We start from the raw sequence: 23,253 nt of genomic DNA, 5'->3' as shown, positions 1-23,253 counted from the left end.
ATGCCACTCACCCCTGTCCTCACCACCCGCTGGGGCGCCGACCGGTCGTGGCGGCTGTCCACCTACGAACGGCTCGACGGCTACGCGGCGCTGCGCACCGCCCTGACGATGCAGCCCGACGAGCTGGTCACCCTGGTCAAGGACTCCGGGCTGCGCGGCCGGGGCGGCGCCGGCTTCCCGACCGGCATGAAGTGGAGCTTCATCCCGCAGCCCAAGCCGGGGGAGGAGCCGACCGGCCCCGCGGCGATGCCGAAGTACCTGGTGGTCAACGCCGACGAGGGCGAGCCGGGCACCTGCAAGGACCTGCCGCTGATGATGGCCGACCCGCACTCGCTCATCGAGGGCGTGATCATCTCCTCCTACGCCATCCGCTCGAAGCTCGCCGTCATCTACGTCCGCGGTGAGGCGGTGCACGCCCACCGGCGGCTGATGAACGCCGTCGGCGAGGCCTACGCCGCCGGCTACCTGGGCCGCGACATCCTCGGCTCCGGCTACGACCTCGAGCTGATCGTGCACGCCGGCGCCGGCGCCTACATCTGCGGCGAGGAGACGGCGCTGCTGGACTCCCTCGAGGGCTACCGCGGGCAGCCCCGGCTCAAGCCGCCGTTCCCCGCGGTCGCCGGCCTGTACGGCGCCCCGACCGTCATCAACAACGTCGAGACCCTGGCCAGCGTGCCGTTCGTCGTCCGCGGCGGCGCGCAGTGGTTCAAGGACTTCGGCCCGGAGAAGTCGCCCGGCCCGAAGATCTACTCGCTGTCGGGGCGCGTCGTCCGGCCCGGCCAGTACGAGGCCCCCATGGGGACGACGATGCGGGAGCTGCTCGAGATGGCCGGGGGCGTGCGCCCCGGCCACGAGCTGAAGTTCTGGACGCCGGGCGGCTCGTCGACGCCGTACTTCACCGCGGAGCACCTCGACGTCCCGCTGGACTTCGACTCGGTCGCCGCGGCGGGCTCCATGCTCGGCACGACGGCGCTCATGGTGTTCGACGAGACCGACTCGATCGTCGAGGCCACCCTGCGGTTCACCGAGTTCTACGCGCACGAGAGCTGCGGCAAGTGCACCCCGTGCCGCGAGGGCACCTACTGGCTGGTGCAGATCCTCGAGCGGATCGCGCACGGCCGGGGCACCGCGCAGGACCTCGACATCCTGGTCGACACCTGCGACAACATCCTGGGCCGGTCCTTCTGCGCCCTCGGTGACGGCGCCACGAGCTGCATCACCAGCTCGCTGAAGTACTTCAAGGACGACTACGTCGCCCTGCTGCCCCCGGAGGAGCAGGCCCGGCTGGGTCGCTCCCTCCGCCTCGAGCCGGTCGGAGCCGCGTCATGACGCTCACGCCCACCAACCCGCCCCCCGCGCCCGCGGTGCCGCCCGGCGCCCCGGGCCCGCACACGCCGCCGGACGCCGTCCACTGCACGATCGACGGCTTCGACGTCGCCGTGCCCAAGGGGACGCTGATCATCCGCGCGGCCGAGATGATCGGCGTGCAGATCCCGCGGTTCTGCGACCACCCGCTCCTCGAGCCGGTCGGGGCCTGCCGGCAGTGCCTGGTGGAGGTGGAGGGCCAGCGCAAGCCGGTCGCCTCCTGCACCATGCCGGTGAGCGACGGCATGGCGGTGCGGACGCAGCTGTCCAGCCCGGTCGCCGACAAGGCGCAGCAGGGCACGATGGAGCTGCTGCTGATCAACCACCCGCTGGACTGCCCGGTCTGCGACAAGGGCGGCGAGTGCCCGCTGCAGAACCAGGCGATGAGCAACGGCCGCACCGAGAGCCGGTTCGTCGACGAGAAGCGGACCTATCCCAAGCCCCTGCCGATCAGCACCGAGATCCTGCTCGACCGCGAGCGCTGCGTGCTGTGCGCCCGCTGCACCCGGTTCTCCCAGCAGGTGGCCGGCGACCCGTTCATCGAGCTGTTCGAGCGGGGCGCCCTGGAGCAGGTGGCGATCTACGAGGACGAGCCGTTCGAGTCCTACTTCTCCGGCAACACCACCCAGATCTGCCCGGTCGGTGCGCTCACCAGCGCGCAGTACCGGTTCCGCGCCCGCCCGTTCGACCTGCGCAGCGAGCCCAGCGTCTGCGAGCACTGCGCCTCGGGCTGCTCGATGCGCACTGACTACCGGCGCGGGAAGGTCACCCGGCGGCTGGCCGGGGACGACCCGGCGGTCAACGAGGAGTGGACCTGCGACAAGGGCCGCTACGCGTTCCGCTACGCCACCTCCAACGACCGGCTCACGACCCCGCTGGTGCGTCGGGACGGGGTCCTGCAGCCGGCCTCCTGGCCGGAGGCGTGGGCCGCCGCGGCAGCCGGGCTGCGCCAGGCCCGGGACGAGGGCGGCGTCGGCGTGCTGCCCGGTGGCCGCCTCACGGTCGAGGACGCCTACGCCTGGGCGGCGTTCGCCCGCGTGGCGCTGGGCACCAACGACGTCGACGCGCGGGCGCGCGCCCACTCCGAGGAGGAGCTGGCGTTCCTGGCCGGCACGGTGGCGGGCACCGGACCGGCCACCGGGGCGGTCACCTACGACGACCTGGGCGCGGCGCCCACCGTGCTCCTCGCCGGCCTGGAGCCCGAGGAGGAGTCGCCGATCCTGTTCCTGCGGCTGCGGCGCGCGGTGCGGACCAACGGCCTGGCCGTCTTCGACCTGGCACCGTTCGCCACCCGTGCTGCGGAGAAGCTGCAGGCCACCGTGCTCGCCACCCTCCCCGGCGCCGAGGCCCGGTCGCTGCACGCGCTCGCCGAGGGCAGCTGGGGCGGCCCGGCGGTCGAGGCGCTCCGCACGCCCGGCGCCGTCGTCCTCGCCGGGGAGCGCCTGGCCGAGGTGCCCGGCGCGTTCTCGGCGCTGCTCGCCCTGTCCCGCGCCACCGGCGCACGGCTGGCCTGGGTGCCCCGCCGGGCCGGGGAGCGCGGAGCCGTCGAGGCCGGTGCCCTGCCGGGCCTGCTGCCCGGGGGGCGCAGCGTCGCCGACGCCGAAGCCCGCGCCGAGGTGGCCGCCGTGTGGGGGATCGACCCCGTGTCCGTGCCGAGCGCGCCCGGCCGGGACACCACCGGCATCCTCACCGCCGCCCGCAGCGGGCGGCTCCCCGGCCTGCTCGTCGGCGGCGTCGACCCCGCCGACCTCCCGGACCCGGCGCTCGCCGTCGCGGCCCTGGACGCCGCCGCCTTCGTCGTCAGCCTGGAGATGTTCCCCTCCGCGGTGACCGAGCGGGCCGACGTCGTCCTGCCGGTGGCCGCCGCGCCGGAGAAGGCCGGCAGCTACCTGGACTGGGAGGGGCGGGTGCGCTCGTTCGACGCGACCCTGCACGGCACCGGGATGCTGACCGACGGCCGCGTGCTGCACGGGCTGGCCGACGAGATGGACGTCGACCTGCGGCTGCCCACGCCCGAGGCGGCCCGCGCGGCGATGGCCGCGCTCGGCTCCCGCCGTCCGGCGGCCGCCGGCACCGGGCCGGACGTGGCGGCCCCGGTGACGCCCTCCCTGCGCGACGGCGAGGCGCTGCTGGCCTCCTGGCGGCAGCTGCTCGACGTCGGCACGCTGCAGCGCGACGAGCCGGAGCTCGCCGGGACCGCCCGCCGCCCGGTCGCGCGCATCTCCGCGGCGACCGCCGCCGGGCTCGGGCTGGCCGACGGCGACCACGTGACCGTGGGCGGCGCGGTCGGCGCCGTCAGCCTGCCGGTGCGCATCACGCCGATGCCCGAGCAGGTGGTCTGGCTGCCGATGCGCTCACCGGGCAGCGAGATCCGGACCGCGCTGGGCACCGGGCCGGGCGGCATCGTGCGGCTGACCAGGACGACGGCGCCGCACGGCGCCACCTCGGCCGACGCCACGGGAGGCGTGCGATGAACCTGTGGGCAGCGTCCGACCAGCCGACGCTGGAGGACTTCGGCAACGACGTCTGGTGGATCGTCCTCATCAAGGTCGTCGGCGTCTTCGTCGTCCTCGTGCTCATGACGCTGTTCGCCATCGTGTTCGAGCGCAAGGTCGTCGCCCGCATGCAGCAGCGGACCGGCCCCAACCGGGTCGGCCCGCGCGGCTACCTGCAGAGCCTCGCCGACGGGCTGAAGCTGGCGTTCAAGGAAGACATCATGCCGGCGCTGGCCGACAAGCCGGTGTACTTCCTGGCCCCGGTCCTGGCCACGGTCCCCGCGTTCCTGGCCTTCTCCGTCATCCCCATGGGCCCGACGGTGAGCATCTTCGGCGAACGCACCCCGCTGCAGCTGACCGACGCCCCCATCGGCGTCCTGGTGATCCTGGCCTGCTCCGCCATGGGCATCTACGGGATCGTGCTGGGCGGCTGGGCCTCGGGCTCGACGTACCCGCTGCTGGGCAGCATGCGCAGCGCCGCCCAGATGATCAGCTACGAGATCGCGATGGGTCTGTCGATCGTCGCGGTGTTCCTCTACGCCGGCTCGATGTCCACCTCCGAGATCGTCGCCGCCCAGGCCGACGGCAACCGGCTGGACTTCTTCGGCCTGGAGTTCACCGGCCCCAGCTGGTTCGCCGTGCTGCTGCCGGTCTCCTTCGTCATCTACGTGATCGCCGTCGTCGGCGAGACGAACCGGGCGCCGTTCGACCTGCCCGAGGCCGAGAGCGAGCTGGTCGGCGGCTTCCACACCGAGTACTCGTCGCTGAAGTTCGCGCTGTTCTTCCTCGCCGAGTACATCAACATGGTCACCGTCTCGGCGCTGGCCGCGACGCTGTTCCTCGGTGGGTGGCGCGCGCCGTGGCCGATCTCGATCTGGGACGGCGCGAACAGCGGCTGGTGGCCGCTGCTGTGGTTCTTCCTCAAGGTCGTCGCCGCGCTGTTCGTCTTCATCTGGCTGCGCGGCACCCTGCCCCGGCTGCGCTACGACCAGTTCATGCGCTTCGGGTGGAAGGTGCTGGTCCCGACCGCCCTGGTCTGGATCCTCGTGGTGGCCACCATGCGCACCGTCTCCCGCGAGGCCGACCTCTCCACCGGCGAGGTCGCGATCTACGTCGGGCTCCCGGCGGCCGTGCTGGTCCTCGGCGGCCTGCTGCTCGCCAGTCGCTCGGCGAACCGGGACACCCGGCTGATGGCCGAGGAGGCCTCGGCCGGGGCGGTGCACGCCAGCGACCCGGAGCCCGACGTGCTGCCCCCGGCCGGTGCCCGCCGTCGGCCGACCGGCGGCCCGAGCCGGGCCGAGGGCGGATACCCCATTCCGCCGATGGACCTCACGGTGCCGCCCTCGCCGCGGATCCGCCGGGAGAGCACGGACACCGGGACGGCGGTCGTGAGCACCGGCCGCCGCGGCACGGCGACGATCGAGGAGGACGGCGATGCCTGAGCCCACCGGACCCGGCGAGCAGGACCTGGTGCGGCGCACGGCCGGCGAGGTCGAGCGCTCGCCCGGCACGCGCCCGGCACGGCCCGCGGTGCGGGACGCGATCATGCCCGCGCCCACCCAGGGCTTCGGGGTCACCTTCGCGCAGATCTTCCGCACGGTGACCACCGAGCAGTACCCGTTCGAGCCCAAGGTGACCAAGCCGCGCTACCACGGGCGGCACGTCCTGAACCGGCACCCGGACGGGCTGGAGAAGTGCGTCGGCTGCGAGCTGTGCGCCTGGGCCTGCCCGGCCGACGCCATCTACGTCGAGGGCGGGGACAACACCGAGGACGCCCGCTTCTCACCCGGTGAGCGGTACGGCGCGGTCTACCAGATCAACTACCTGCGCTGCATCTTCTGCGGGCTGTGCATCGAGGCCTGCCCGACCCGCTCGCTGACCATGAGCAACGACTTCGAGCTGGCCGACGACAACCGCCAGGACCTGATCTACACCAAGGAACAGCTCATGGCCCCGCTGCTGCCCGGCATGGAGGCGCCTCCGCACGCCATGCGCCTGGGCGAGGACGAGAAGGACTACTACCTGCGCGCGCCGGAGGTGCGACGGTGACCCCGGACGCCGCGGAGGTCGTCATCGGCACCGGAGAGGCCGTCGCCTTCTGGATCCTCGGCCCGGTCGCGCTGGCCGGCGCGCTGGGCATGGTGTTCAGCCGCAACGCCGTGCACTCGGCGCTCTGGCTGGTCACCACCATGCTGTCGCTGGGTGTCTTCTACGTCATCCAGTCCGCGCCGTTCCTCGGCGCGGCGCAGATCATCGTCTACACCGGCGCCATCATGATCCTGTTCCTCTTCGTGCTCATGCTGGTCGGACGTGACTCCTCGGACTCCGTCGTGGAGACGCTGCGCGGCCAGCGGGTCGCCGCGGCCGTCCTGGGTGTCGGCTTCGCCGCGCTGGTCGGTGCCGGCGTCGCCCGTGCGACCGAGGGCCTGGCGGTGATCGGCCTCGGGGACGCCGGGGGCGACGGGAACGTCACCGCGATCGCCGAGCTGCTCTACACGCGCTACGTGCTGGCCTTCGAGGCCACCGGTGCGCTCCTGATCGTGGCCGCGGTGGGTGCGCTGGTCTACACCCAGATCGAACGCCATCCGGGGAGCCGGCGCGGGCAGAAGCAACTGTCCCGGGCCAGGTTCCTGACCGACGACCGCCCCCAGACCCTCCCCGGCCCGGGCGTCTACGCCCGCGCCAACTCGGTGGCCGCCCCCGCGCTGCTGCCGGACGGCCGGCCGTCGGCCGAGACCGTGGCCACCGGGGTCGAGGCCCAGCAGGTGGAGCAGATGCCCCGCCCCACCGGTCGCGAGCAGCTCGGCTCACCCGACGCCGCGCTGGGGACGATGGATCCGGCCCCCCTCGACGGGCCGGCGGGTGACCGGCGATGACCCCGGCCTACTACCTCGTGCTCGCCGCGATCCTGTTCACCATCGGCGCCGTCGGCGTCCTGGTCCGGCGCAACGCCATCGTCGTCTTCATGTGCGTCGAGCTGATGCTCAACGCGGTGAACCTCACGCTGATCACCTTCGCGCGGACCACCGGCACCGTGGACGGCCAGATCATGGCGCTGTTCGTGATGGTCGTCGCCGCCGCCGAGGTCGTGGTCGGGCTCGCCATCATCATGTCGATCTACCGGACCCGCCGGTCCGCCTCGGTCGACGACGCCAACTTGCTGAAGTACTGACCGGGACGGGGTTGCAGTGCCTGCTGAAGGGTTGCTCGCCGCCTCCTGGCTGCTGATCGCGCTGCCGCTCGCCGGCGCCGCGGTCCTGCTGCTGGGCGGGCGCCGCACCGACCGCTGGGGTCACCTGCTGGGGACGGCGACGGTCGTGGCCGCCTTCGTCCTGGCGGTGGCCTGCACGGTGCAGCTCGCCGGCCTGGAGGAGCGGTCGGCCGACGTCGAGCTGTTCACGTTCATCTCCAGCGGGCAGCTCGACGTCACCGCGGGGCTGCTCTACGACCCGCTGTCGGCGATCTTCGCGCTGCTGATCACCGGCGTGGGCTCGCTCATCCACGTCTACTCGATCGGCTACATGGCGCACGACCCCGCGCGCCGCCGGTTCTTCGCCTACCTCAACCTCTTCGTCGCCGCGATGCTGCTGCTGGTCCTCGGCAACAGCTTCGTGGCGCTGTACGTGGGCTGGGAGGGGGTGGGCCTGGCGTCCTACCTGCTGATCGCGTTCTGGTACACCCGGCCGGCGGCGGCCACCGCCGCCAAGAAGGCGTTCATCATGAACCGGGTCGGCGACGTCGGTCTGGCGATCGCGATCTTCGTGATGTTCGCCCAGCTCGGGACGACGTCCTACGCCGGCGTCTTCGGCTCGGTGGGCACCCTGGCGGGGGGCACGATCACCGCGATCGGCCTGCTCCTGCTGCTCGGCGCGTGCGGCAAGTCCGGTCAGTTCCCGCTGCAGGCGTGGCTGCCCGACGCCATGGAGGGCCCGACCCCGGTCTCGGCCCTGATCCACGCCGCGACGATGGTCACCGCCGGCGTCTACCTGATCGCCCGGTCGGCCCCCATCTACGACCTCACGCCCACCGCCCGTGCCGTCGTGCTGGCCATCGGCGCGCTGACCCTGCTGATCGGCGCGATCGCCGGCTGCGCGTACGACGACATCAAGAAGGTGCTGGCCTACTCGACGGTCAGCCAGATCGGCTACATGTTCCTGGCCGTCGGCCTCGGCCCGGCCGGCTACGTGGCCGGGCTGGCCCACCTGCTGGCCCACGGGTTCTTCAAGGCCGGGCTGTTCCTCGGCGCCGGCTCGGTCATGCACGCCATGAACGACGGCGTGGACATGCGCCGGTTCGGCGCGCTCTGGCGGAAGCTGCCGGTCACCTTCGGGACCTTCGGGCTGGGCTACCTGGCGCTGATCGGGTTCCCGTTCCTGTCCGGCTACTTCACCAAGGACGCGATCATCGAGGCGGCGCTGGACCGCGACGACGTCTGGGGCTGGGTCCTCGGCGGCGTCGCCGTGCTCGGTGCCGGCCTCACGGCCTTCTACATGACCCGGCTGATGCTCATGACGTTCTTCGGCCGGGCCCGGTGGGAGGACGGCGTGCACCCGCACGAGTCGCCGTCGGTGATGACCGCGCCGATGGTCGTGCTGGCCGTGGGCTCGGTGTTCTCCGGCGCGCTGCTGGTGTCGGTCTTCCCGCTGTCGGGGTGGCTGGAGCCGGTGTTCGGCGAGCCGGCCGAGGCCGCGCACGTGGTCGCCCCCGCCCTGATCGGCCTCGTGGTCACCGTGGTGATGCTGCTGGGCGTGCTCGCCGCCTGGCTGTTCGTGGGCCGGCGGGAGGTGCCGGTCACCGCACCCGCCCGGGTCTCCCCGGTGACCCGCGCCGCCCGCAACGCCCTGTACGCCGACGCGGTCAACGAGTCGCTGTTCATGCGCCCCGGGCAGTGGCTCACCCGTGCCCTGGTCTGGCTGGACAACCGCGGTGTCGACGGCGCGGTCAACGGCCTGGCCGCCGGGCTCGGTGGCACCTCGTCGCGGCTGGCCCGGACGCAGACCGGCTTCGTGCGCTCCTACGCGCTGGGGATGCTCGGCGGCGCGGTCCTGGTCGCCGGGGCCCTGCTGGCGGTGACCTCCGGATGAACCGGCGACCGACCCCCCTCCCGACCCCCGAGACGGTGGTGCCCCGATCGTGAGCGCGTCCCTCTACCTGGTGGCGATGATCGTGATCCCCGCGATCGGTGCCGCGGCGGTCGCCGCGCTCCCGCGGGAGCGCGGCCTGCTGGCCAAGCAGGTGACGCTGGGCGTCAGCCTGGTCGTCCTGCTGCTGGCGGTCCTGGCCACCGCGGCGTTCGACGTCGACGGCGACCGGTTCCAGCTCACCACGTCGGTGTCCTGGATCCCCGACTTCGGTGCCGAGTTCGCCCTCGGCGTCGACGGCATCGCGCTGGTGATGCTGCTGCTGATCGGCGTGCTGGTGCCCCTCGTCGTCACCGCGTCCTGGCACGAGGCCGACGCGGGGCCCCGCCCGACGCGGGTCTTCTTCGCCTGGCTGCTGCTCCTCGAGGCGATGATGGTCGGCGTCTTCGTCGCCACCGACGTGCTGCTCTTCTACGTCTTCTTCGAGGCGATGCTCGTCCCGATGTACTTCCTGATCGGCAGCTTCGGCGGTCCCCGCCGGCAGTACGCGGCGGTCAAGTTCTTCCTCTACAGCCTGGTCGGCGGGCTGATCATGCTCGCCGCCGTCATCGGGCTGTACGTGGTCAGCACCAGCCAGCTGGGCGAGGGCACCTTCGCCTTCGACGCGCTGCGGCAGCTCGACATCGACCCCGAGGTGCAGAAGCTGCTGTTCCTGGGCTTCTTCGTGGCCTTCGCGATCAAGGCGCCGCTGGTGCCCTTCCACACCTGGCTGCCCGACTCCGGCGCCGAGGCACCCATCGGCGGGGCGGTGCTCTTGGTCGGCGTGCTGGACAAGGTGGGCACCTTCGGGTTCCTGCGCTACTGCCTGCCGCTGTTCCCCGACGCGTCCCGGTTCTTCGCGCCGTTCGTGCTGGTGCTCGCCGTGGTCGGCATCCTCTACGCGGCGCTGCTGGCGATGGGCCAGACCGACATGAAGCGGCTGGTGTCCTACACCTCGATCTCGCACTTCGGCTTCATCGCGCTGGGGATCTTCGCGTTCACCACCGAGGCCGGCACCGGCGCGGTGCTCTACATGGTCAACCACGGGCTGGCGACCGGCCTGCTGTTCATCGTCGTCGGCATGCTGATCGGCCGCGGTGGGTCCCGGCAGATCGGCGACTACGGCGGCGTGGCCGCCAAGGCGCCGCTGCTGGCGGGGGCCTTCCTCGTCGCCGGGCTCGCCTCGCTGGCGCTGCCGGGCACCAACAGCTTCGTCAGCGAGTTCCTGGTGCTGATCGGCTCGTTCCCGGAGCGACCGGTCTTCACGATCGTGGCCACCGTCGGCATCATCCTGGCCGCGCTCTACATCCTGCTGATGTACCAGCGCACCATGCACGGTCCGCCCCGCGGCGTCCTGCTGCAGCAGGACCCGGCCGAACCGCTGTCCGGCACCGGCACCGGGACCGGCACCGGGACCGGGACCGGCGGCGCGACGGCCGCGAGCGCGACGGCGACCGCGACCCGCCCCGCGGCTCCCGGCACGCTCCGCGTGCTCGACCTGAGCCGGCGCGAGCTGGCGGTGGTGGCGCCGCTGATCGCGCTGATCATCGGGCTCGGCGTGTACCCGCAGCCGCTGCTGGACCTGATCGAGCCGGCCGTCAGCGCCACCATCAGCGACCTCGGAGGGACCGACCGATGATCGAGGCCCCGGACCTCTCCTTCGCCGCGCTGGCGCCGCTGCTACTCGTGCTCGGCGCGGCCTGCGCGGGCGTGCTGGTCGAGGCGTTCGTGCCCCGCCACGTCCGTCACCCGGTGCAGGTGGCGCTGGCGCTCGTCGGCACCGTGGGAGCGCTGGTGGCCACCCTGCTGCTGGCCGGTGAGGAGGACCAGGTCACCGCCGGCGGGGCCCTCGCCGTCGACGGCGCGGCGCTGTTCCTCCAGGCGACGATCGCCGGGCTCGGCGCGCTGTCGATCCTGCTGTTCGCCGAACGGGGGCTGGACCCGGCGCGCTCGGCGTTCGTGACCAGCGCGGCCGTCCCGGCCGGCAGCCCGCGCGACCGCGAGCTGATGGTCGACACCCGGGTGCAGACCGAGGTCTACCCGCTGGCCGGCTTCGCGATCGGCGGCATGATGCTGTTCGTCGCGGCCAACGACCTGCTGGTCATGTTCGTCGCCCTGGAGGTGCTCAGCCTCCCGCTCTACCTGATCAGCGGGATGGCCCGGCGCCGCCGGCTGCTCTCGCAGGAGGCGGCGTTCAAGTACTTCCTGCTCGGCGCCTTCGCGTCGGCCTTCTTCCTGTACGGGCTCGCCCTGGTCTACGGCGCGACCGGCAGCGTGCGGCTGAGCGACATCCGCGAGGCGGGCGTCGACGGCGGCGGCGGCGTCCTGCTGGTGCTCGGCCTCGGGCTGCTGATCGTCGGCCTGCTGTTCAAGGCCAGCGTCGCGCCGTTCCACACCTGGACGCCCGACGTCTACCAGGGCGCCCCGACGCCGGTCACCGCCTTCATGGCCGCCTGCACGAAGGTGGCGGCCTTCGGCGCCATCCTGCGGTTGCTGTACGTCGCCTTCGGCACCGCCGAGTGGACCTGGCGCCCGCTGGTCTACGCCGTGGCCATCGTGTCGATGGTCGTCGGCGCGGTTCTGGGGCTCACCCAGACCGACCTCAAGCGGATGCTGGCCTACTCCTCGGTGGCCCACGCCGGCTTCCTGCTCACCGGTGTGCTGGGCCTGGGCGCCGGGGGAGAGGGCTCCGGGCTGGCGGCCACGATGATCTACCTGCTGGTCTACGGCCTCACCACGGTGGGTGTGTTCGCCGTCCTCACCCTGGTCCGCGACGGCGACGGGGAGGCCTCGCACCTGTCGCAGTGGGCGGGCCTGGCCGCGCGGTCCCCGTTGACGGCGGCGGTCATGGCCCTGTTCCTGCTGGCGCTCGCCGGCATCCCGCTGACCGCCGGGTTCACCGGCAAGTTCGCGGTCTTCCGGGCGGCCATCGAGCAGGGTGCCTGGCCGCTGGTGGTGGTGGCCCTGCTGGCCAGCGCGGTGGCGGCGTTCTTCTACCTGCGGGTGATCGTGCTCATGTACTTCTCCGAGCCGGTCGCGGACGGCCCGACCGTCGGCGTGCCGGGTGTGCCCACCACCGTCGTCCTGGCGATCACCGCCACGGCCACGGTGGCGCTGGGCGTCCTCCCCGGGGCGGTGCTCGACCTCGCCGGGCAGGCGGCTAGATTCGTCGGTTGATGACCGGAGCCCGTGCCGCAACCGACGGCACTCACCCCGAGGTCTGGCGCCGGATCTCCGCGCCGGCGTCGACCATCGGCCCCTGGCTCCCCGAGGGCGAGCTCGGGTCCGCCCTGGCCGACGGGCTCGTCCGGGTCCAGACGCGCCTGGCCGAGGCGGTCGGCAGCGAGCACCCGTTCGTCCGGGAGGCGGCCGGCCACCTCATGGCCGCCGGGGGCAAGCGGTTCCGGCCGATGCTGGCGCTGCTGGCCGCGCAGCTGGGCGATCCGGCCGCGCCGCAGGTGGTCGAGGGCGCGGTCGTCTGCGAGCTGACCCACCTGGCCACGCTGTACCACGACGACGTCATGGACGAGGCCTCCGTGCGCCGCGGCGCCCCGAGCGCCAACAGCCGGTGGAGCAACAGCGTCGCGATCCTCACCGGCGACCTGCTGTTCGCCCGGGCGTCGGACATCCTGGCCGACCTCGGCCCGGAGGCGGTGCGCATCCAGGCCCGCACCTTCGAGCGGCTGGTCACCGGTCAGATCCAGGAGACGGTGGGTGCCCAGCCCGGCGAGGACGCCATCGCGCACTACCTGCAGGTGCTCGCCGACAAGACCGGCTCGCTGGTCGCGACGTCGGCCCGCTTCGGTGCGTCGTTCGCCGGGGTGGACGCCGGCCTCGTGGAGGCGCTGACCGCCTTCGGCGAGGAGGTGGGCGTGGCCTTCCAGCTCTCCGACGACCTGCTCGACATCGTCACCGACGGCACGTCGGGCAAGCTGCCGGGCACCGACCTGCGCGAGGGCATCGCCACTCTGCCGGTGCTGTTCGCCCTCGACGGCGACGACCCGGCGGAGGCCCGGCTGCGCGAGCTGGTGGCCGCTCCGGTCACCGACGACGTCGACCACGCCGAGGCCCTGGCGCTGCTGCGGTCCTCGCGGTCGCTGGCGCGGGCCGAGGACGTGCTCCGGGAGTACGCCGACCGGGCGCGGGCCCGGCTCGAGGCGGTCCCCGCCGGCGACGTCCGCGACGCCCTGTCCGCGCTCTGCGAGTACGTGGTCACCCGCACCAGCTGACTGCACGCAGCCGCGCGAGGTGGCGCCCGGCGGGCATGCTGGTGCCCATGCGGACACCTGCCGGCCTCGCCCTCGCCGTGCTGGTGCTGGCCGGGTGCACCGCCCAGTCCTCCGAGGGCACGGCGCCGCCCGTGGTCGCCGCGCCCACCGGCGCCCCGGCGCTGGACGTGGAGGTGGTCGCCGACGGCCTGGAGCACCCCTGGGACGTCGTCCAGGCCCCGGACGGCACCCTGCTGCTCGACGAGCGCCCCGGTGGCTTCACCGCCGTCCTGCCGGACGGGGAGGTCGCCACGGTGGAGGCCGATCTCGACGATCTCTTCGTGGACGGCGAGACCGGGCTCATGGGCCTGGCGCTCGACCCGGCGTTCGAGCAGAACCGGCGCTTCTACAGCTGCCAGGGCTCGACCGAGGGCGACATCCGGGTCGTGGGCTGGACCGCGGCCGCCGACTGGTCGGCGGCCACCCGCTTCGCCGACCCGCTGGTGGGCGGGCTGCCGCTCAACGAGCGGTCCGGGCGGCACGGGGGCTGCCGGCTGGAATTCGCGCCCGACGGCGCCCTCCTCATCGGCACCGGGGACACCGCCGACGGGCGCCTGCCACAGGACCCGGATTCGCTCGGCGGGAAGGTGCTCCGCGCCGACGTCGGCACCGGGGAGGTCGAGGTCTGGACCCTGGGCCACCGCAACGTGCAGGGGCTGGCCGTGCGCCCCGGGTCCGGGCAGGTGTTCTCCGTGGAGCACGGCCCCGACCGGGACGACGAGGTCAACCTGCTGGCGGACGGCGCCAACTACGGCTGGGACCCCGACGGCGACGGTTCCTACGACGAGAGCGTCCCCATGACCGACCCCGACATCCCCGGCGCGGTGGAGGCGGTGTGGTCCTCGGGCACGCCGACGCTGGCCACCGGCGGGGCGACGTTCGTGTCCGGCGAGGAGTGGGCCGACCACGACGGCCTGCTCCTGGTGGCCCTGCTCAAGGCGCAGGGCGTGCTGGCGCTGCGGCTCGACGACGCGGGCGCCGTCGTCGAGCAGTACCGGATCCCCGAGCTCGACGGCACCCACGGGCGGATCCGGACGGTCCAGCAGGGCCGCGACGGCGCTCTCTACGCCCTGACGGACAACGGCAGCGACGACGCCCTGCTGCGGATCACGCCCCGGAGCTGATCCGGCGGTCGAGCACCCGGGCGGGCACCGGCACGTCCGGGGGCAGCAGCGGGCACGGCTCGGGCTCGCCGGTCACCGTGCGCAGCGGCAGCACCCCTGCCCACACCCGGTCGGGCCCCTCGACGTCGCTCGGGTCGTCACCGGGCGGGCCGGTGCGGATCTTCACGCTGGCCTCGGCCAGGTCGAGCGCCAGCAGCGCCGTGGCGGCCAGCTCCTTGCGGTCCGGCCGCCGGGACGCCGTCCAGGAGCCCGGCGCCAGCTGCTCGGTGAGCGCCTCCAGGCCGACCAGGCGCTCGGCCTCCTCGGTCACCAGCCGGGCGGTGCCGTGCACCACCGCGCAGCGGTAGTTCATCGAGTGGTGGAAGGCCGAGCGGGCGTAGACGACGCCGTCGAGGAGCGTGACGGTGAAGCACACCGGAGCGCCGTCGGTGGCGGCCCGCAGCGTCGCCGCTCCGGTGGACCCGTGCAGGTAGAGGGTGTCGCCGCGACGTCCGTACCCGGTGGGCAGGACGACGGGGGCGCCGCCCAGCTGCACGCCCAGGTGCCCGACCAGGCCGGCGTCGAGCACGGCGTAGAGGTCGGCGCGGTCGGTGCGGGCGCGCTTGCTGCCGCGGCGCACGGTGCTGCGGTCGGTGGGGGAGAGCGGTGCTGCGACGTCCATGCACCCATCCTGCGGTCCCGAGTGGCCCTGCGGAACGGCCAATCCGCTAGCGTTCCGGCAGGCCACCTCCGCACGACGACGAGGAGATCGGTGACCGGCATCCCGCCCCTCGTGCTCGACCGCGCGGCCGGCGTCCCGCTGGCGGTCCAGCTCGCCGACGCCCTGCGGGCCGCCGCCGCCGAGGGCGTCCTCCGCCCGGGCGACCGGCTCCCCTCCACGCGGGAGCTCGCCACCGCATTGCGGGTCAGCCGCACGGTGACCGCGGCCGCCTACGACCAGCTGCTCGCCGAGGGGTGGGCCGGCGGGCGCCGGGGCGTGGGCACCTTCGTCCTGGGCGGCGCCGGCGCGGGAGAAGCCGCACCGGCGCCCCGCCGGCCCGTCGAGCGGCCGGTCCCCGCGCTGGTCGACCTCCGGGCCGGGTCGCCGTGCCTGGAGGTGCTGGACCGGGCCGCCTGGCGCCGGGCCTGGCGCGCGGCGGGGGACAGCGCTCCGGACGGTCGCCCGGAGCCGGCGGGGGACCCGGACTTCCGGCAGGCGGTGGCCGAGCACCTGCTGCGCCACCGCGGGCTCGTGGCCGGGCCGGACGACGTGCTGGCCACCGCCGGCACCTCGGCCGCGGTCGCCGAGGTGGCGCGCACCCTGCCGCCTGGCAGCCGGGTGGCGGTGGAGGACCCGGGCTACCAGCGGGTCGTGGGTGCGCTGCTCGACGAGGGCGTCGAGGTCGTGCCGGTGCCGGTGGACGACGACGGGCTGGTGGTCGAGGAGCTCCCCGCGGACCTGGCGGCGGTGTACTGCACGCCGGCCCACCAGTACCCGCTCGGTCGGCGGATGTCGGCGGCGCGGCGGCTGGCCCTGGTCGCCCGCGCCCGCGCCGAGGGCTGGTGGGTACTGGAGGACGACTACGACGGCGAGCTGCGCTACGACGTCGCCCCGCTGCCGCTGCTGGGCGCGCTGGGCCCGGACGTCGTGGTCCACCTCGGCACGAGCAGCAAGATCGTGAGCCCGACGCTGGGCGTCGGGTGGCTGGTGGCACCGGCCTCCCTGCGGGCGGACGTGCTCGCCCGCAGGGTCGCCACCGGGTCCCGCCCGGCCCGCGCCGGGCAGCGGGTGTTGGCCGCGATGGCGGCCTCCGGGGATCTGGCCCGGCACCTGCGGCGGCTGCGCCGCGAGCTGGGAGGCCGGCGGGAGGAGGTGCGGGCCGCGGTGGCCGCGGCCGGCCTGCGGGCCGAGGGGGACCCGGCGGGCGCGCACGTCCTCGTGCCGCTGCGGGACGGCGCCGTGGAGGCGGCGGTGCTGGCGGCCGCGGCGGACCGCGGTGTCGCCCTGGACGGGCTCGCGCGGCACTCCGCGGCCGGTGGTGCGCACGGGCGACGTGCGGGGCTCGTGCTGGGCTTCGCCGCCCCCTCACGTGCCGAGCTGCGCGACGCGCTCGCCGTGCTCGCCGAGGTGCTGGCGGAACGGGCCTCGAACGGACGCGGGCCCGCCCTCCGAGAGGAGGACGGGCCCGAGATCACAGCCGAGGGTCTCAGGCCTTGACCTCCCACGTGTCGCCACCGGCGAGCAGCTCGGCGAGGTCGCCGGCGCCCTGCAGCCGGGCCTCGTCCAGCTGCTCGGCCATCATCGCCTCGTACGAGGGCTTGCGGACCTTCCGGAAGACGCCCATCGGCGTGTAGCGCAGGTCCTGGGAGGACAGGCGCGACAGCGCGAAGGCGTAGGACGGGTCCTCGCGGGTGGCGTCGTGCACGACGATCTCGCTGGCGTCGACCTGGTTGGTCTCGGCGATCCGCAGCCCGCCGAAGTCCTCGCGGACCACGCACGAGGCGCCGTCCGGCCCGAAGACCAGGGGCTTGCCGTGCTCCAGCGGGATCGTCCACATCGGGCCGGTCGCCGGGTCCTTGAGCAGCTCGAAGGCGCCGTCGTTGAAGATGTTGCAGTTCTGGTAGATCTCCACCAGTGACGTCCCCTGGTGCTCGGCGGCCTGCCGCAGCACGTCGGTGAGCCCCTTGCGGTCGGAGTCCATCGCGCGGCCCACGAACGTGGCGTCGGCGCCCAGGGCCAGCGACACCGGGTTGAACGGGTGGTCCAGCGAGCCCATCGGCGTGGACTTGGTGACCTTGCCGACCTCCGACGTGGGGGAGTACTGCCCCTTGGTCAGGCCGTAGATCCGGTTGTTGAACAGCAGGATCGTCATGTTGACGTTCCGCCGCAGCGCGTGGATCAGGTGGTTGCCGCCGATCGACAGCGCGTCGCCGTCACCGGTGACGACCCAGACCGAGAGGTCGGGACGCGAGGCGGCCAGGCCGGTGGCGATCGCCGGGGCGCGGCCGTGGATCGAGTGCATCCCGTAGGTGTTCATGTAGTACGGGAAGCGCGACGAGCAGCCGATGCCCGACACGATGACCATGTCCTCGCGGGCGATGCCGAGGCTGGGCAGGAAGCTCTGGACCGCGTTGAGGATGACGTAGTCACCGCACCCGGGGCACCAGCGGACCTCCTGGTCGGTCTTGAAGTCCTTGCCCTTGAGCTCGGTCAGCTTGGGACCGTGCTGCTCGAGGGAGCGCGCGATGGCGGCGTCGATCGGGGTCGGCGCGTCCGGCATGCCGAGTTCGACGGTGGTCACTGGAGTGCTCCGTTCACAGCTACGGGGTCCACGGCGGCGGGGGCCGTGGTGTCGGGGGCCGTGGTGTCGGGGCCTGCGATGTCGATGGCGTCCTGGATGACCGCGGCCAGCTCGGCGGAGCGGAACGGCATCCCGCGCACCTGGGTGTGGCTCTGCACGTCCACCAGGTACTTGGCGCGCAGCAGCAGGGCCAGCTGCCCGAGGTTCATCTCCGGGCAGATCACCCGGTCGTACCGGGCCAGGACCTCGCCGAGGTCGGCCGGGAAGGGGTTGATGTGCCGCAGGTGGATCTGGGCGACCTTGCGGCCGGAGGACCGGATCCGCCGGCAGGCGGCGCCGATGGGCCCGTAGGTGGAGCCCCAGCCGATGACGGCGACGCGGGCGTCGCCGTCGGGGTCCTCGACGTCGGTCGGCGGGATCGTCGCGGCGATGCCGTCGATCTTCGCCTGCCGGGTCCGCGTCATGAAGTCGTGGTTGGCCGGGTCGTAGGAGATGTTCCCGGTCCGGTCGGCCTTCTCCAGCCCACCGATGCGGTGCTGCATCCCCGCCGTGCCCGGGATGGCCCAGGCGCGCGCCAGGGTCTCCTCGTCGCGCAGGTAGGGGAGGAACTCGCCGTCCTCGCCGTTGGGCTCGGTGGCGAAGGCGACCGCCGTGGTCAGGTCCGGCAGGGAGTCGGCGTCGGGGATGGCCCACGGCTCGGCGCCGTTGGCCAGGTAGCCGTCCGACAGCAGCATGACCGGCGTCCGGTAGGTCAGCGCGATCCGGGCGGCCTCGACGGCGGCGTCGAAGCAGTCACCGGGGGAGCGCGGCGCGATCACCGGGACCGGCGCCTCGCCGTTGCGGCCGAACATCGCCTGCAGCAGGTCCGACTGCTCGGTCTTCGTCGGCAGACCGGTCGAGGGTCCGCCGCGCTGCACGTCGACGATCACCAGCGGCAGCTCGGTCATGACCGCCAGGCCGATGGTCTCGGCCTTGAGCGCCACACCGGGGCCCGACGTCGTGGTGATGCCCAGCGCGCCGCCGAACGAGGCGCCCAGGGCCGCGCCGATGCCGGCGATCTCGTCCTCGGCCTGGAAGGTGCGCACGCCGAAGGACTTGTGCCGGGACAGCTCGTGGAGGATGTCCGACGCCGGGGTGATCGGGTACGCGCCCAGGAACACCGGCAGGCCGGAGCGCTGCCCGGCGGCGACGAGCCCGAGGGCCAGCGCCTGGTTGCCGGAGATGTTCCGGTAGCGGCCGGGCTTCATCGGTGCGGGCTTGATCTCGTAGGAGACCGCGAACGCCTCGGTGGTGTCGCCGTAGTTGTAGCCGGCGCGGAACGCGGCGATGTTGGCCGCCGCGATCTCCGGCTTCCGGCGGAACTGCCGTTCCAGGAAGCGGATGGTGCCCTCGGTCGGCCGGTGGTACATCCAGCTCAGCAGGCCGAGCGTGAACATGTTCTTGCTGCGCTCGGCCTCCTTCTTGCCGAGACCGGAGTCCTTGAGCGCATCCGTCGTCATCGAGGTCAGCGGGACGCTGACGGTCTGCCACCCCTCGAGGGAGCCGTCCTCGATCGGGTTCGTCGCGTAGCCGACCTTGGCCAGGTTGCGCGGGGTGAACTCGTCGGAGTCGAGGATCAGCAGGCCGCCGCCGGGCAGCTCGGCCAGGTTGGCCTTGAGCGCGGCGGGGTTCATGGCGACCAGGACGTCGGGCGCGTCGCCCGGCGTCATGACGTCGTGGTCGGCGAACTGCAGCTGGAAGGAACTGACGCCCGGCAGGGTGCCCGTCGGCGCCCGGATCTCGGCGGGGAAGTTCGGCAGCGTCTTCAGGTCGTTGCCGAAGGACGCCGTCTCGCTCGTGAACCGGTTGCCGGTGAGCTGCATGCCGTCGCCGGAGTCGCCGGCGAGCCGGATGACGACGCGGTCGAGCTCCACGACGCTCTTCACGAGGCCACCGGGGGCCGAGGTGGACACCGAGGTGGCCAGGGCGCCGTTCGAACTCGACGGCGCGACGGTCGGGTTGGTGCCAGTCATCAGCGGTCTACCTCCACCGGGCGAGGTTACGTGCGTGTGTCCGGGGCTGGAATGTGCAACCGGACACGCCGCAGCGGCGAGGCTTCACCGCGTTCCCCGGCTTCAACCCCGGGGAACGCCTCGTCATTCCGGCGGGGGAGAGGGTCGGGCTCCCGGGAACGGCGTCCTCCCCGGCCGCGTTGGACCGGACGTGCAGCGCTGGAACAACGGACTGAAGACCGCCCTGCTCCTCGGGCTCATGGGCGGGCTGATCCTCATGGCCGGCGCGCTGATCGGCGGCCGCGGTGGGCTGTTCATCGCGCTGCTGATCGCCCTGGCGGTCAACGGCTACGCGTACTTCAACTCCGACAAGCTGGCCCTGCGGTCGATGCGGGCCTTCCCGGTCACCGAGACCCAGGCCCCCGCGCTCTACGCGATCGTCCGGGAGCTGGCCACCGAGGCGCGGCAGCCCATGCCCAGGCTCTACGTCAGCCCCACCGACCAGCCGAACGCCTTCGCCACCGGCCGCAACCCGCGCAACGCCGCCGTCTGCGTGACCCAGGGGATCCTGGAGCTGCTGGACCGGCGGCAGCTGCGCGGCGTGCTGGCCCACGAGCTCTCGCACGTCTACAACCGGGACATCCTGATCAGCTCCGTCGCCGGCGCCATGGCCACGGTCATCACCTACCTGGCGCACATGGCGATGTTCGCCTCGCTGTTCGGTGGCCGGTCCGACGAGGACCGGGGTGGCGGCAACATGCTCGGCGGGCTGCTGCTGATGCTGCTGGGCCCACTCGCCGCCGGGCTGGTGCAGATGGCGGTCAGCCGCAGCCGGGAGTTCCAGGCAGACGCGTCCGGTGCGGCGCTGTCGCAGGACCCGCTGGCGCTGGCCGACGCGCTCCGGGTCATCGAGCGCGGCACGGCGGCCCGGCCGCTGCCCCAGGAGGAGCGGCTGGTCACCCAGAGCCACCTGATGATCGCCAACCCGTTCCGCGGCCAGGGCATGGCGTCGATGTTCGCCAGCCACCCGCCGATGCCCGAGCGGATCGCCCGGCTGGAGCAGCTGGCCCGCGAGCTCGGCCAGCGCTGAGCCGTCGAACGGCGCAGCCGGGCCGTCACGTACGCATTCCCGGCCCCGGAGCGCGCGGCTCGGGGGCCATGCTCGCCCACTGCCGGTAGGCGGCCCGGATCTGGGCGCGGCAGACCTGTGGTCGCCGGGTCACGTCGCGGAAGCCGAACCGGAGCACCATCCAGCCGAGTGCGGCCGGCGCGGAATCGCGACGCAGGTCCCGCTCCCGGGCTGCGAGGTCTCCGTGGAACGCGGCCCCGTCGAACACGAGGGCGACCATCCGCCCCCGCGCAGCGCGGAGAACGGCTGAGTTGACGAGGTCGACGCCCCCGACGAGTTCGCCGCGCGCCGTGGGCATCGCCCCACGTGTCGGTCAGCGCTCGTGGCAGTGGTGTGGCGGGAAGTCCGCGCAGGCGCACGGCGGAGACCGGCCGGGTGCTCCGGTGCCCGCGCAGCCACCGGGAGGTCCGGACCCGTCGGGACCTCGGCACCGTGACGTCGAGCCGGGTGAGGCCTTCGTCGAGCAGTCCGTGCACGTGCAGCGCGCTCCAGTGGCTGAGCAGTCCGCCGGTGGAACCGACGGCGGCACGCGCGTGGACGGACCAGTCGTCCGCGAGCTCCGGCAGGACGAGCCAGCCAGGGTGCAGTTGGACGAGACGACCGGCGGCGAGCCAGCGGCGCACCGAGCTCGGGTGGACCCGGTCGGCCAGGGCAGCGGTCGATGCGGTCCCCGCCGGGCCGGCAGCGAGATCGTGCACCCGCACACCCTGGCGCGGCCGGGGGGTGCCGGTGCCGGGTTACCGGCTTCCTGTGGATGACCGCCGGGCGTGGCCCCTCAGACGCGCAGGACCAGGTGTGGAATGCGCGCCCCGGGGACCACGCCCGGCCGGCTACGCCTCAGCGGTAGTTGTCGAACTGCAGCGCGACGTCGAGGTCCGCGCCGCGCAGCAGCTGCTGCACCGCCTGGAGGTCGTCGCGCTTCTTGCCGCTGACCCGCAGCTGGTCGCCCTGGATCTGCGCCTGCACGCCCTTGGGGCCCTCGTCGCGGATCAGCTTGGCGATCTTCTTGGCGACGTCGGACTCGATGCCCTGCTTGATCGTGGCGCCGATCTTGTAGCTCTTCCCGGAGGACTGCGGCTCGCCGGCGTCGAGCACCTTGAGCGAGATGCCGCGCTTGATCAGCTTCTCCTTGAACACCTCGAGCGCTGCCGCCACCCGCTCCTCGGTGTCGGCCTGCAGGGACACGCCCTCCTCGCCGGCCCAGGCGATGGTGGCGTTGGTGCCGCGGAAGTCGAAGCGCTGCGAGAGCTCCTTGGCCGCCTGGTTCAGGGCGTTGTCGACCTCCTGCCGGTCGACCTTGCTCACGACGTCGAAGGATGCGTCGGCCATGTCGTTCCTCTCCGTGCGGGTGTCCCCGTTCCCGGGACCCGTTGCCGGGGACCCGTCACCGCCGGGTCCCTCGTCTTGTAGTCTCTCCCGCGTACCAAACACGGCGGGTTGCCCGAGTGGCCAATGGGAGCGGACTGTAAATCCGTCGGCTTAGCCTACGAAGGTTCGAATCCTTCACCCGCCACACCTGGTACGACGGCCCCCGACCATGCGGTCGGGGGCCGTCGCTCTTCTCCGGGCCGTCAGGGCTCCCGGCCGTCAGGGCAGGGTCGGTGCCCGCGCGCTGGCGACGGCGGTGCGCTCCAGGGGCTGCCCGGCCAGGAAGAGCCAGCCGAAGGCGATGTCGACGTAGCGCGTGCAGCGCACCGTGACCTCGGCGCCGTCGGTCTCGGCCGACCAGCCGTCGAGCTGTACGCCGCCGTCGGCCAGCTGGTCGGCGACCGCGGCCTGCGCCGCCGCCCGGGTGAGCGGCAGCTCGGTGCCGACGCCGCGGGCGTAGACCACCGCCTCGTCGGCCTGGTTGGCCGCGGCCAGGGCGGCGCTGTCGCAGACCGACTGCACCTCCTGCTGCTCCAGGAAGGCGTGCGACGCCGCGATGGCCCCGAACGCCATCAGTGCCGCCACGAGCCAGCAGACGAGCACGAACGGCAGGGTCGAGCCGCGCTCGTGGTCCTGCTCCGCCGGGTGCACGCGGGGGAGCCTAAGCACCGCATCCCGGTTGTCCACCACCTGTGGACACGATCTGTGGACACTGTGGACGCCGCGTCACCCGGTCCCGTGACGCCGGGCCGGCCGCTGTGGACGGCGGGGGTCCCGGAGCGGGTCGCGACGGCACCTATGCGAGGCCCGCGATCGCCTTTCCCGTGACCCAAAGTGGGACTCGAGTGGCGCATGGTCACGACATGACGTAGCGGCGCGGCGTGTCGCCGCGCTCGTGCTTGTTGCTGCCGGTCACGGGAAGCATTCTCGTCCGCGCGGTCCGTATTCGACGACGCTCTGCCCCCGCGCGTAGATGGCTGCCGTAAGCCAATCAGTCGTGCCCAGAGGGAGACGCCGTGAATCGCACTGTTCGCACTGCTCGTGGTCTGAAGTGGACGCGTGGTCTGAAGTGGACGTTCCAGGCGTGAGCGGGGCTGCTCGTGGTCTGAAGT

The 23,253-nt window shown here is 73.2% G+C and carries 19 protein-coding genes and 1 tRNA gene; 14 read left to right on the top strand and 6 right to left on the bottom strand.

Annotated elements, in window-relative coordinates:
• From nuoF to GCU60_RS15230, 11 genes are read left to right on the top strand one after another with little or no spacing between them, the layout of a single operon-like run.
• Positions 1-1,329 (top strand): NADH-quinone oxidoreductase subunit NuoF, encoded by a 1,329-nt coding sequence (gene nuoF, locus GCU60_RS15280; protein ID WP_163206737.1) that lies wholly within the window; start codon positions 1-3, stop codon positions 1,327-1,329.
• Complete coding sequence (locus GCU60_RS15275; RefSeq protein ID WP_163206735.1) at positions 1,326-3,839, top strand: NADH-quinone oxidoreductase subunit G; 2,514 nt, start codon at positions 1,326-1,328, stop codon at positions 3,837-3,839. The genes nuoF and GCU60_RS15275 overlap by 4 nt, the downstream gene beginning before the upstream one ends.
• Complete coding sequence (nuoH, locus tag GCU60_RS15270) at positions 3,836-5,302, top strand: NADH-quinone oxidoreductase subunit NuoH (protein ID WP_163206733.1); 1,467 nt, start codon at positions 3,836-3,838, stop codon at positions 5,300-5,302. The genes GCU60_RS15275 and nuoH overlap by 4 nt, the downstream gene beginning before the upstream one ends.
• Complete coding sequence (gene nuoI / locus GCU60_RS15265) at positions 5,295-5,909, top strand: NADH-quinone oxidoreductase subunit NuoI (RefSeq protein WP_239521265.1); 615 nt, start codon at positions 5,295-5,297, stop codon at positions 5,907-5,909. The genes nuoH and nuoI overlap by 8 nt, the downstream gene beginning before the upstream one ends.
• Complete coding sequence (locus GCU60_RS15260; RefSeq protein WP_163206731.1) at positions 5,906-6,736, top strand: NADH-quinone oxidoreductase subunit J; 831 nt, start codon at positions 5,906-5,908, stop codon at positions 6,734-6,736. The genes nuoI and GCU60_RS15260 overlap by 4 nt, the downstream gene beginning before the upstream one ends.
• The gene (nuoK, locus tag GCU60_RS15255; RefSeq protein WP_163206729.1) at positions 6,733-7,032 is read left to right on the top strand and encodes an NADH-quinone oxidoreductase subunit NuoK; all 300 of its coding nucleotides are present in this window, start codon (positions 6,733-6,735) and stop codon (positions 7,030-7,032) included. Before GCU60_RS15260 ends, nuoK begins: the two co-directional genes overlap by 4 nt.
• A 16-nt stretch (positions 7,033-7,048) precedes the next feature.
• Complete coding sequence (gene nuoL / locus GCU60_RS15250) at positions 7,049-8,944, top strand: NADH-quinone oxidoreductase subunit L (RefSeq protein WP_345770624.1); 1,896 nt, start codon at positions 7,049-7,051, stop codon at positions 8,942-8,944.
• A 49-nt stretch (positions 8,945-8,993) separates the two neighbouring features.
• Positions 8,994-10,619, top strand: a complete 1,626-nt coding sequence (locus GCU60_RS15245; protein ID WP_163206727.1) for an NADH-quinone oxidoreductase subunit M — start codon at positions 8,994-8,996, stop codon at positions 10,617-10,619.
• Positions 10,616-12,157: an NADH-quinone oxidoreductase subunit NuoN gene (gene nuoN / locus GCU60_RS15240; protein WP_163206725.1), complete on the top strand. Its 1,542-nt coding sequence runs from the start codon at positions 10,616-10,618 to the stop codon at positions 12,155-12,157. Before GCU60_RS15245 ends, nuoN begins: the two co-directional genes overlap by 4 nt.
• Complete coding sequence (locus GCU60_RS15235; protein ID WP_163206723.1) at positions 12,157-13,209, top strand: polyprenyl synthetase family protein; 1,053 nt, start codon at positions 12,157-12,159, stop codon at positions 13,207-13,209. Before nuoN ends, GCU60_RS15235 begins: the two co-directional genes overlap by 1 nt.
• A 47-nt stretch (positions 13,210-13,256) precedes the next feature.
• Positions 13,257-14,372: a PQQ-dependent sugar dehydrogenase gene (locus GCU60_RS15230; protein ID WP_163206721.1), complete on the top strand. Its 1,116-nt coding sequence runs from the start codon at positions 13,257-13,259 to the stop codon at positions 14,370-14,372.
• Here GCU60_RS15230 and GCU60_RS15225 read toward each other — a convergent pair.
• Positions 14,356-15,033, bottom strand: a complete 678-nt coding sequence (locus tag GCU60_RS15225; RefSeq protein ID WP_163206719.1) for a pyridoxamine 5'-phosphate oxidase family protein — start codon at positions 15,031-15,033, stop codon at positions 14,356-14,358. The two genes, GCU60_RS15230 and GCU60_RS15225, sit on opposite strands and share 17 nt — an antisense overlap.
• A gap of 90 nt (positions 15,034-15,123) precedes the next feature.
• Here GCU60_RS15225 and GCU60_RS15220 point away from each other — a divergent pair, with 90 nt between their 5' ends.
• Positions 15,124-16,569: an aminotransferase class I/II-fold pyridoxal phosphate-dependent enzyme gene (locus tag GCU60_RS15220; RefSeq protein WP_163206717.1), complete on the top strand. Its 1,446-nt coding sequence runs from the start codon at positions 15,124-15,126 to the stop codon at positions 16,567-16,569.
• On the opposite strand, the gene GCU60_RS15215 is transcribed toward GCU60_RS15220, so the two are convergent.
• Positions 16,559-17,653: a thiamine pyrophosphate-dependent enzyme gene (locus GCU60_RS15215; RefSeq protein WP_163206715.1), complete on the bottom strand. Its 1,095-nt coding sequence runs from the start codon at positions 17,651-17,653 to the stop codon at positions 16,559-16,561. The genes GCU60_RS15220 and GCU60_RS15215 overlap by 11 nt on opposite strands.
• A complete protein-coding gene (locus tag GCU60_RS15210; protein WP_163206713.1) occupies positions 17,650-19,665 on the bottom strand; it encodes a 2-oxoacid:acceptor oxidoreductase subunit alpha in 2,016 nt (671 codons plus the stop codon). Before GCU60_RS15210 ends, GCU60_RS15215 begins: the two co-directional genes overlap by 4 nt.
• Positions 19,666-19,855: 190 nt before the next feature.
• Between GCU60_RS15210 and htpX the strand changes: the two genes are divergently transcribed.
• Positions 19,856-20,734: a zinc metalloprotease HtpX gene (htpX, locus tag GCU60_RS15205; RefSeq protein WP_163206711.1), complete on the top strand. Its 879-nt coding sequence runs from the start codon at positions 19,856-19,858 to the stop codon at positions 20,732-20,734.
• A gap of 25 nt (positions 20,735-20,759) precedes the next feature.
• Here htpX and GCU60_RS15200 read toward each other — a convergent pair whose 3' ends face one another.
• Complete coding sequence (locus tag GCU60_RS15200; RefSeq protein ID WP_163206709.1) at positions 20,760-21,071, bottom strand: hypothetical protein; 312 nt, start codon at positions 21,069-21,071, stop codon at positions 20,760-20,762.
• A gap of 539 nt (positions 21,072-21,610) precedes the next feature.
• Positions 21,611-22,102 (bottom strand): YajQ family cyclic di-GMP-binding protein, encoded by a 492-nt coding sequence (locus GCU60_RS15195; protein ID WP_163206707.1) that lies wholly within the window; start codon positions 22,100-22,102, stop codon positions 21,611-21,613.
• A gap of 102 nt (positions 22,103-22,204) precedes the next feature.
• Here GCU60_RS15195 and GCU60_RS15190 point away from each other — a divergent pair.
• Positions 22,205-22,286 (top strand) — tRNA-Tyr (locus GCU60_RS15190).
• A 74-nt stretch (positions 22,287-22,360) separates the two neighbouring features.
• Here GCU60_RS15190 and GCU60_RS15185 read toward each other — a convergent pair.
• The gene (locus GCU60_RS15185; RefSeq protein ID WP_163206705.1) at positions 22,361-22,792 is read right to left on the bottom strand and encodes a pilus assembly protein TadG-related protein; all 432 of its coding nucleotides are present in this window, start codon (positions 22,790-22,792) and stop codon (positions 22,361-22,363) included.
• Positions 22,793-23,253: the final 461 nt, after the last annotated feature.

It is taken from the genome of Blastococcus saxobsidens, assembly GCF_010682065.1.
GTDB classification, from domain to species: domain Bacteria; phylum Actinomycetota; class Actinomycetes; order Mycobacteriales; family Geodermatophilaceae; genus Blastococcus; species Blastococcus saxobsidens_B.
The sequence above is the reverse complement of the archived record's forward strand: the minus strand, read 5'-3'. Positions and strand labels throughout refer to the sequence as shown.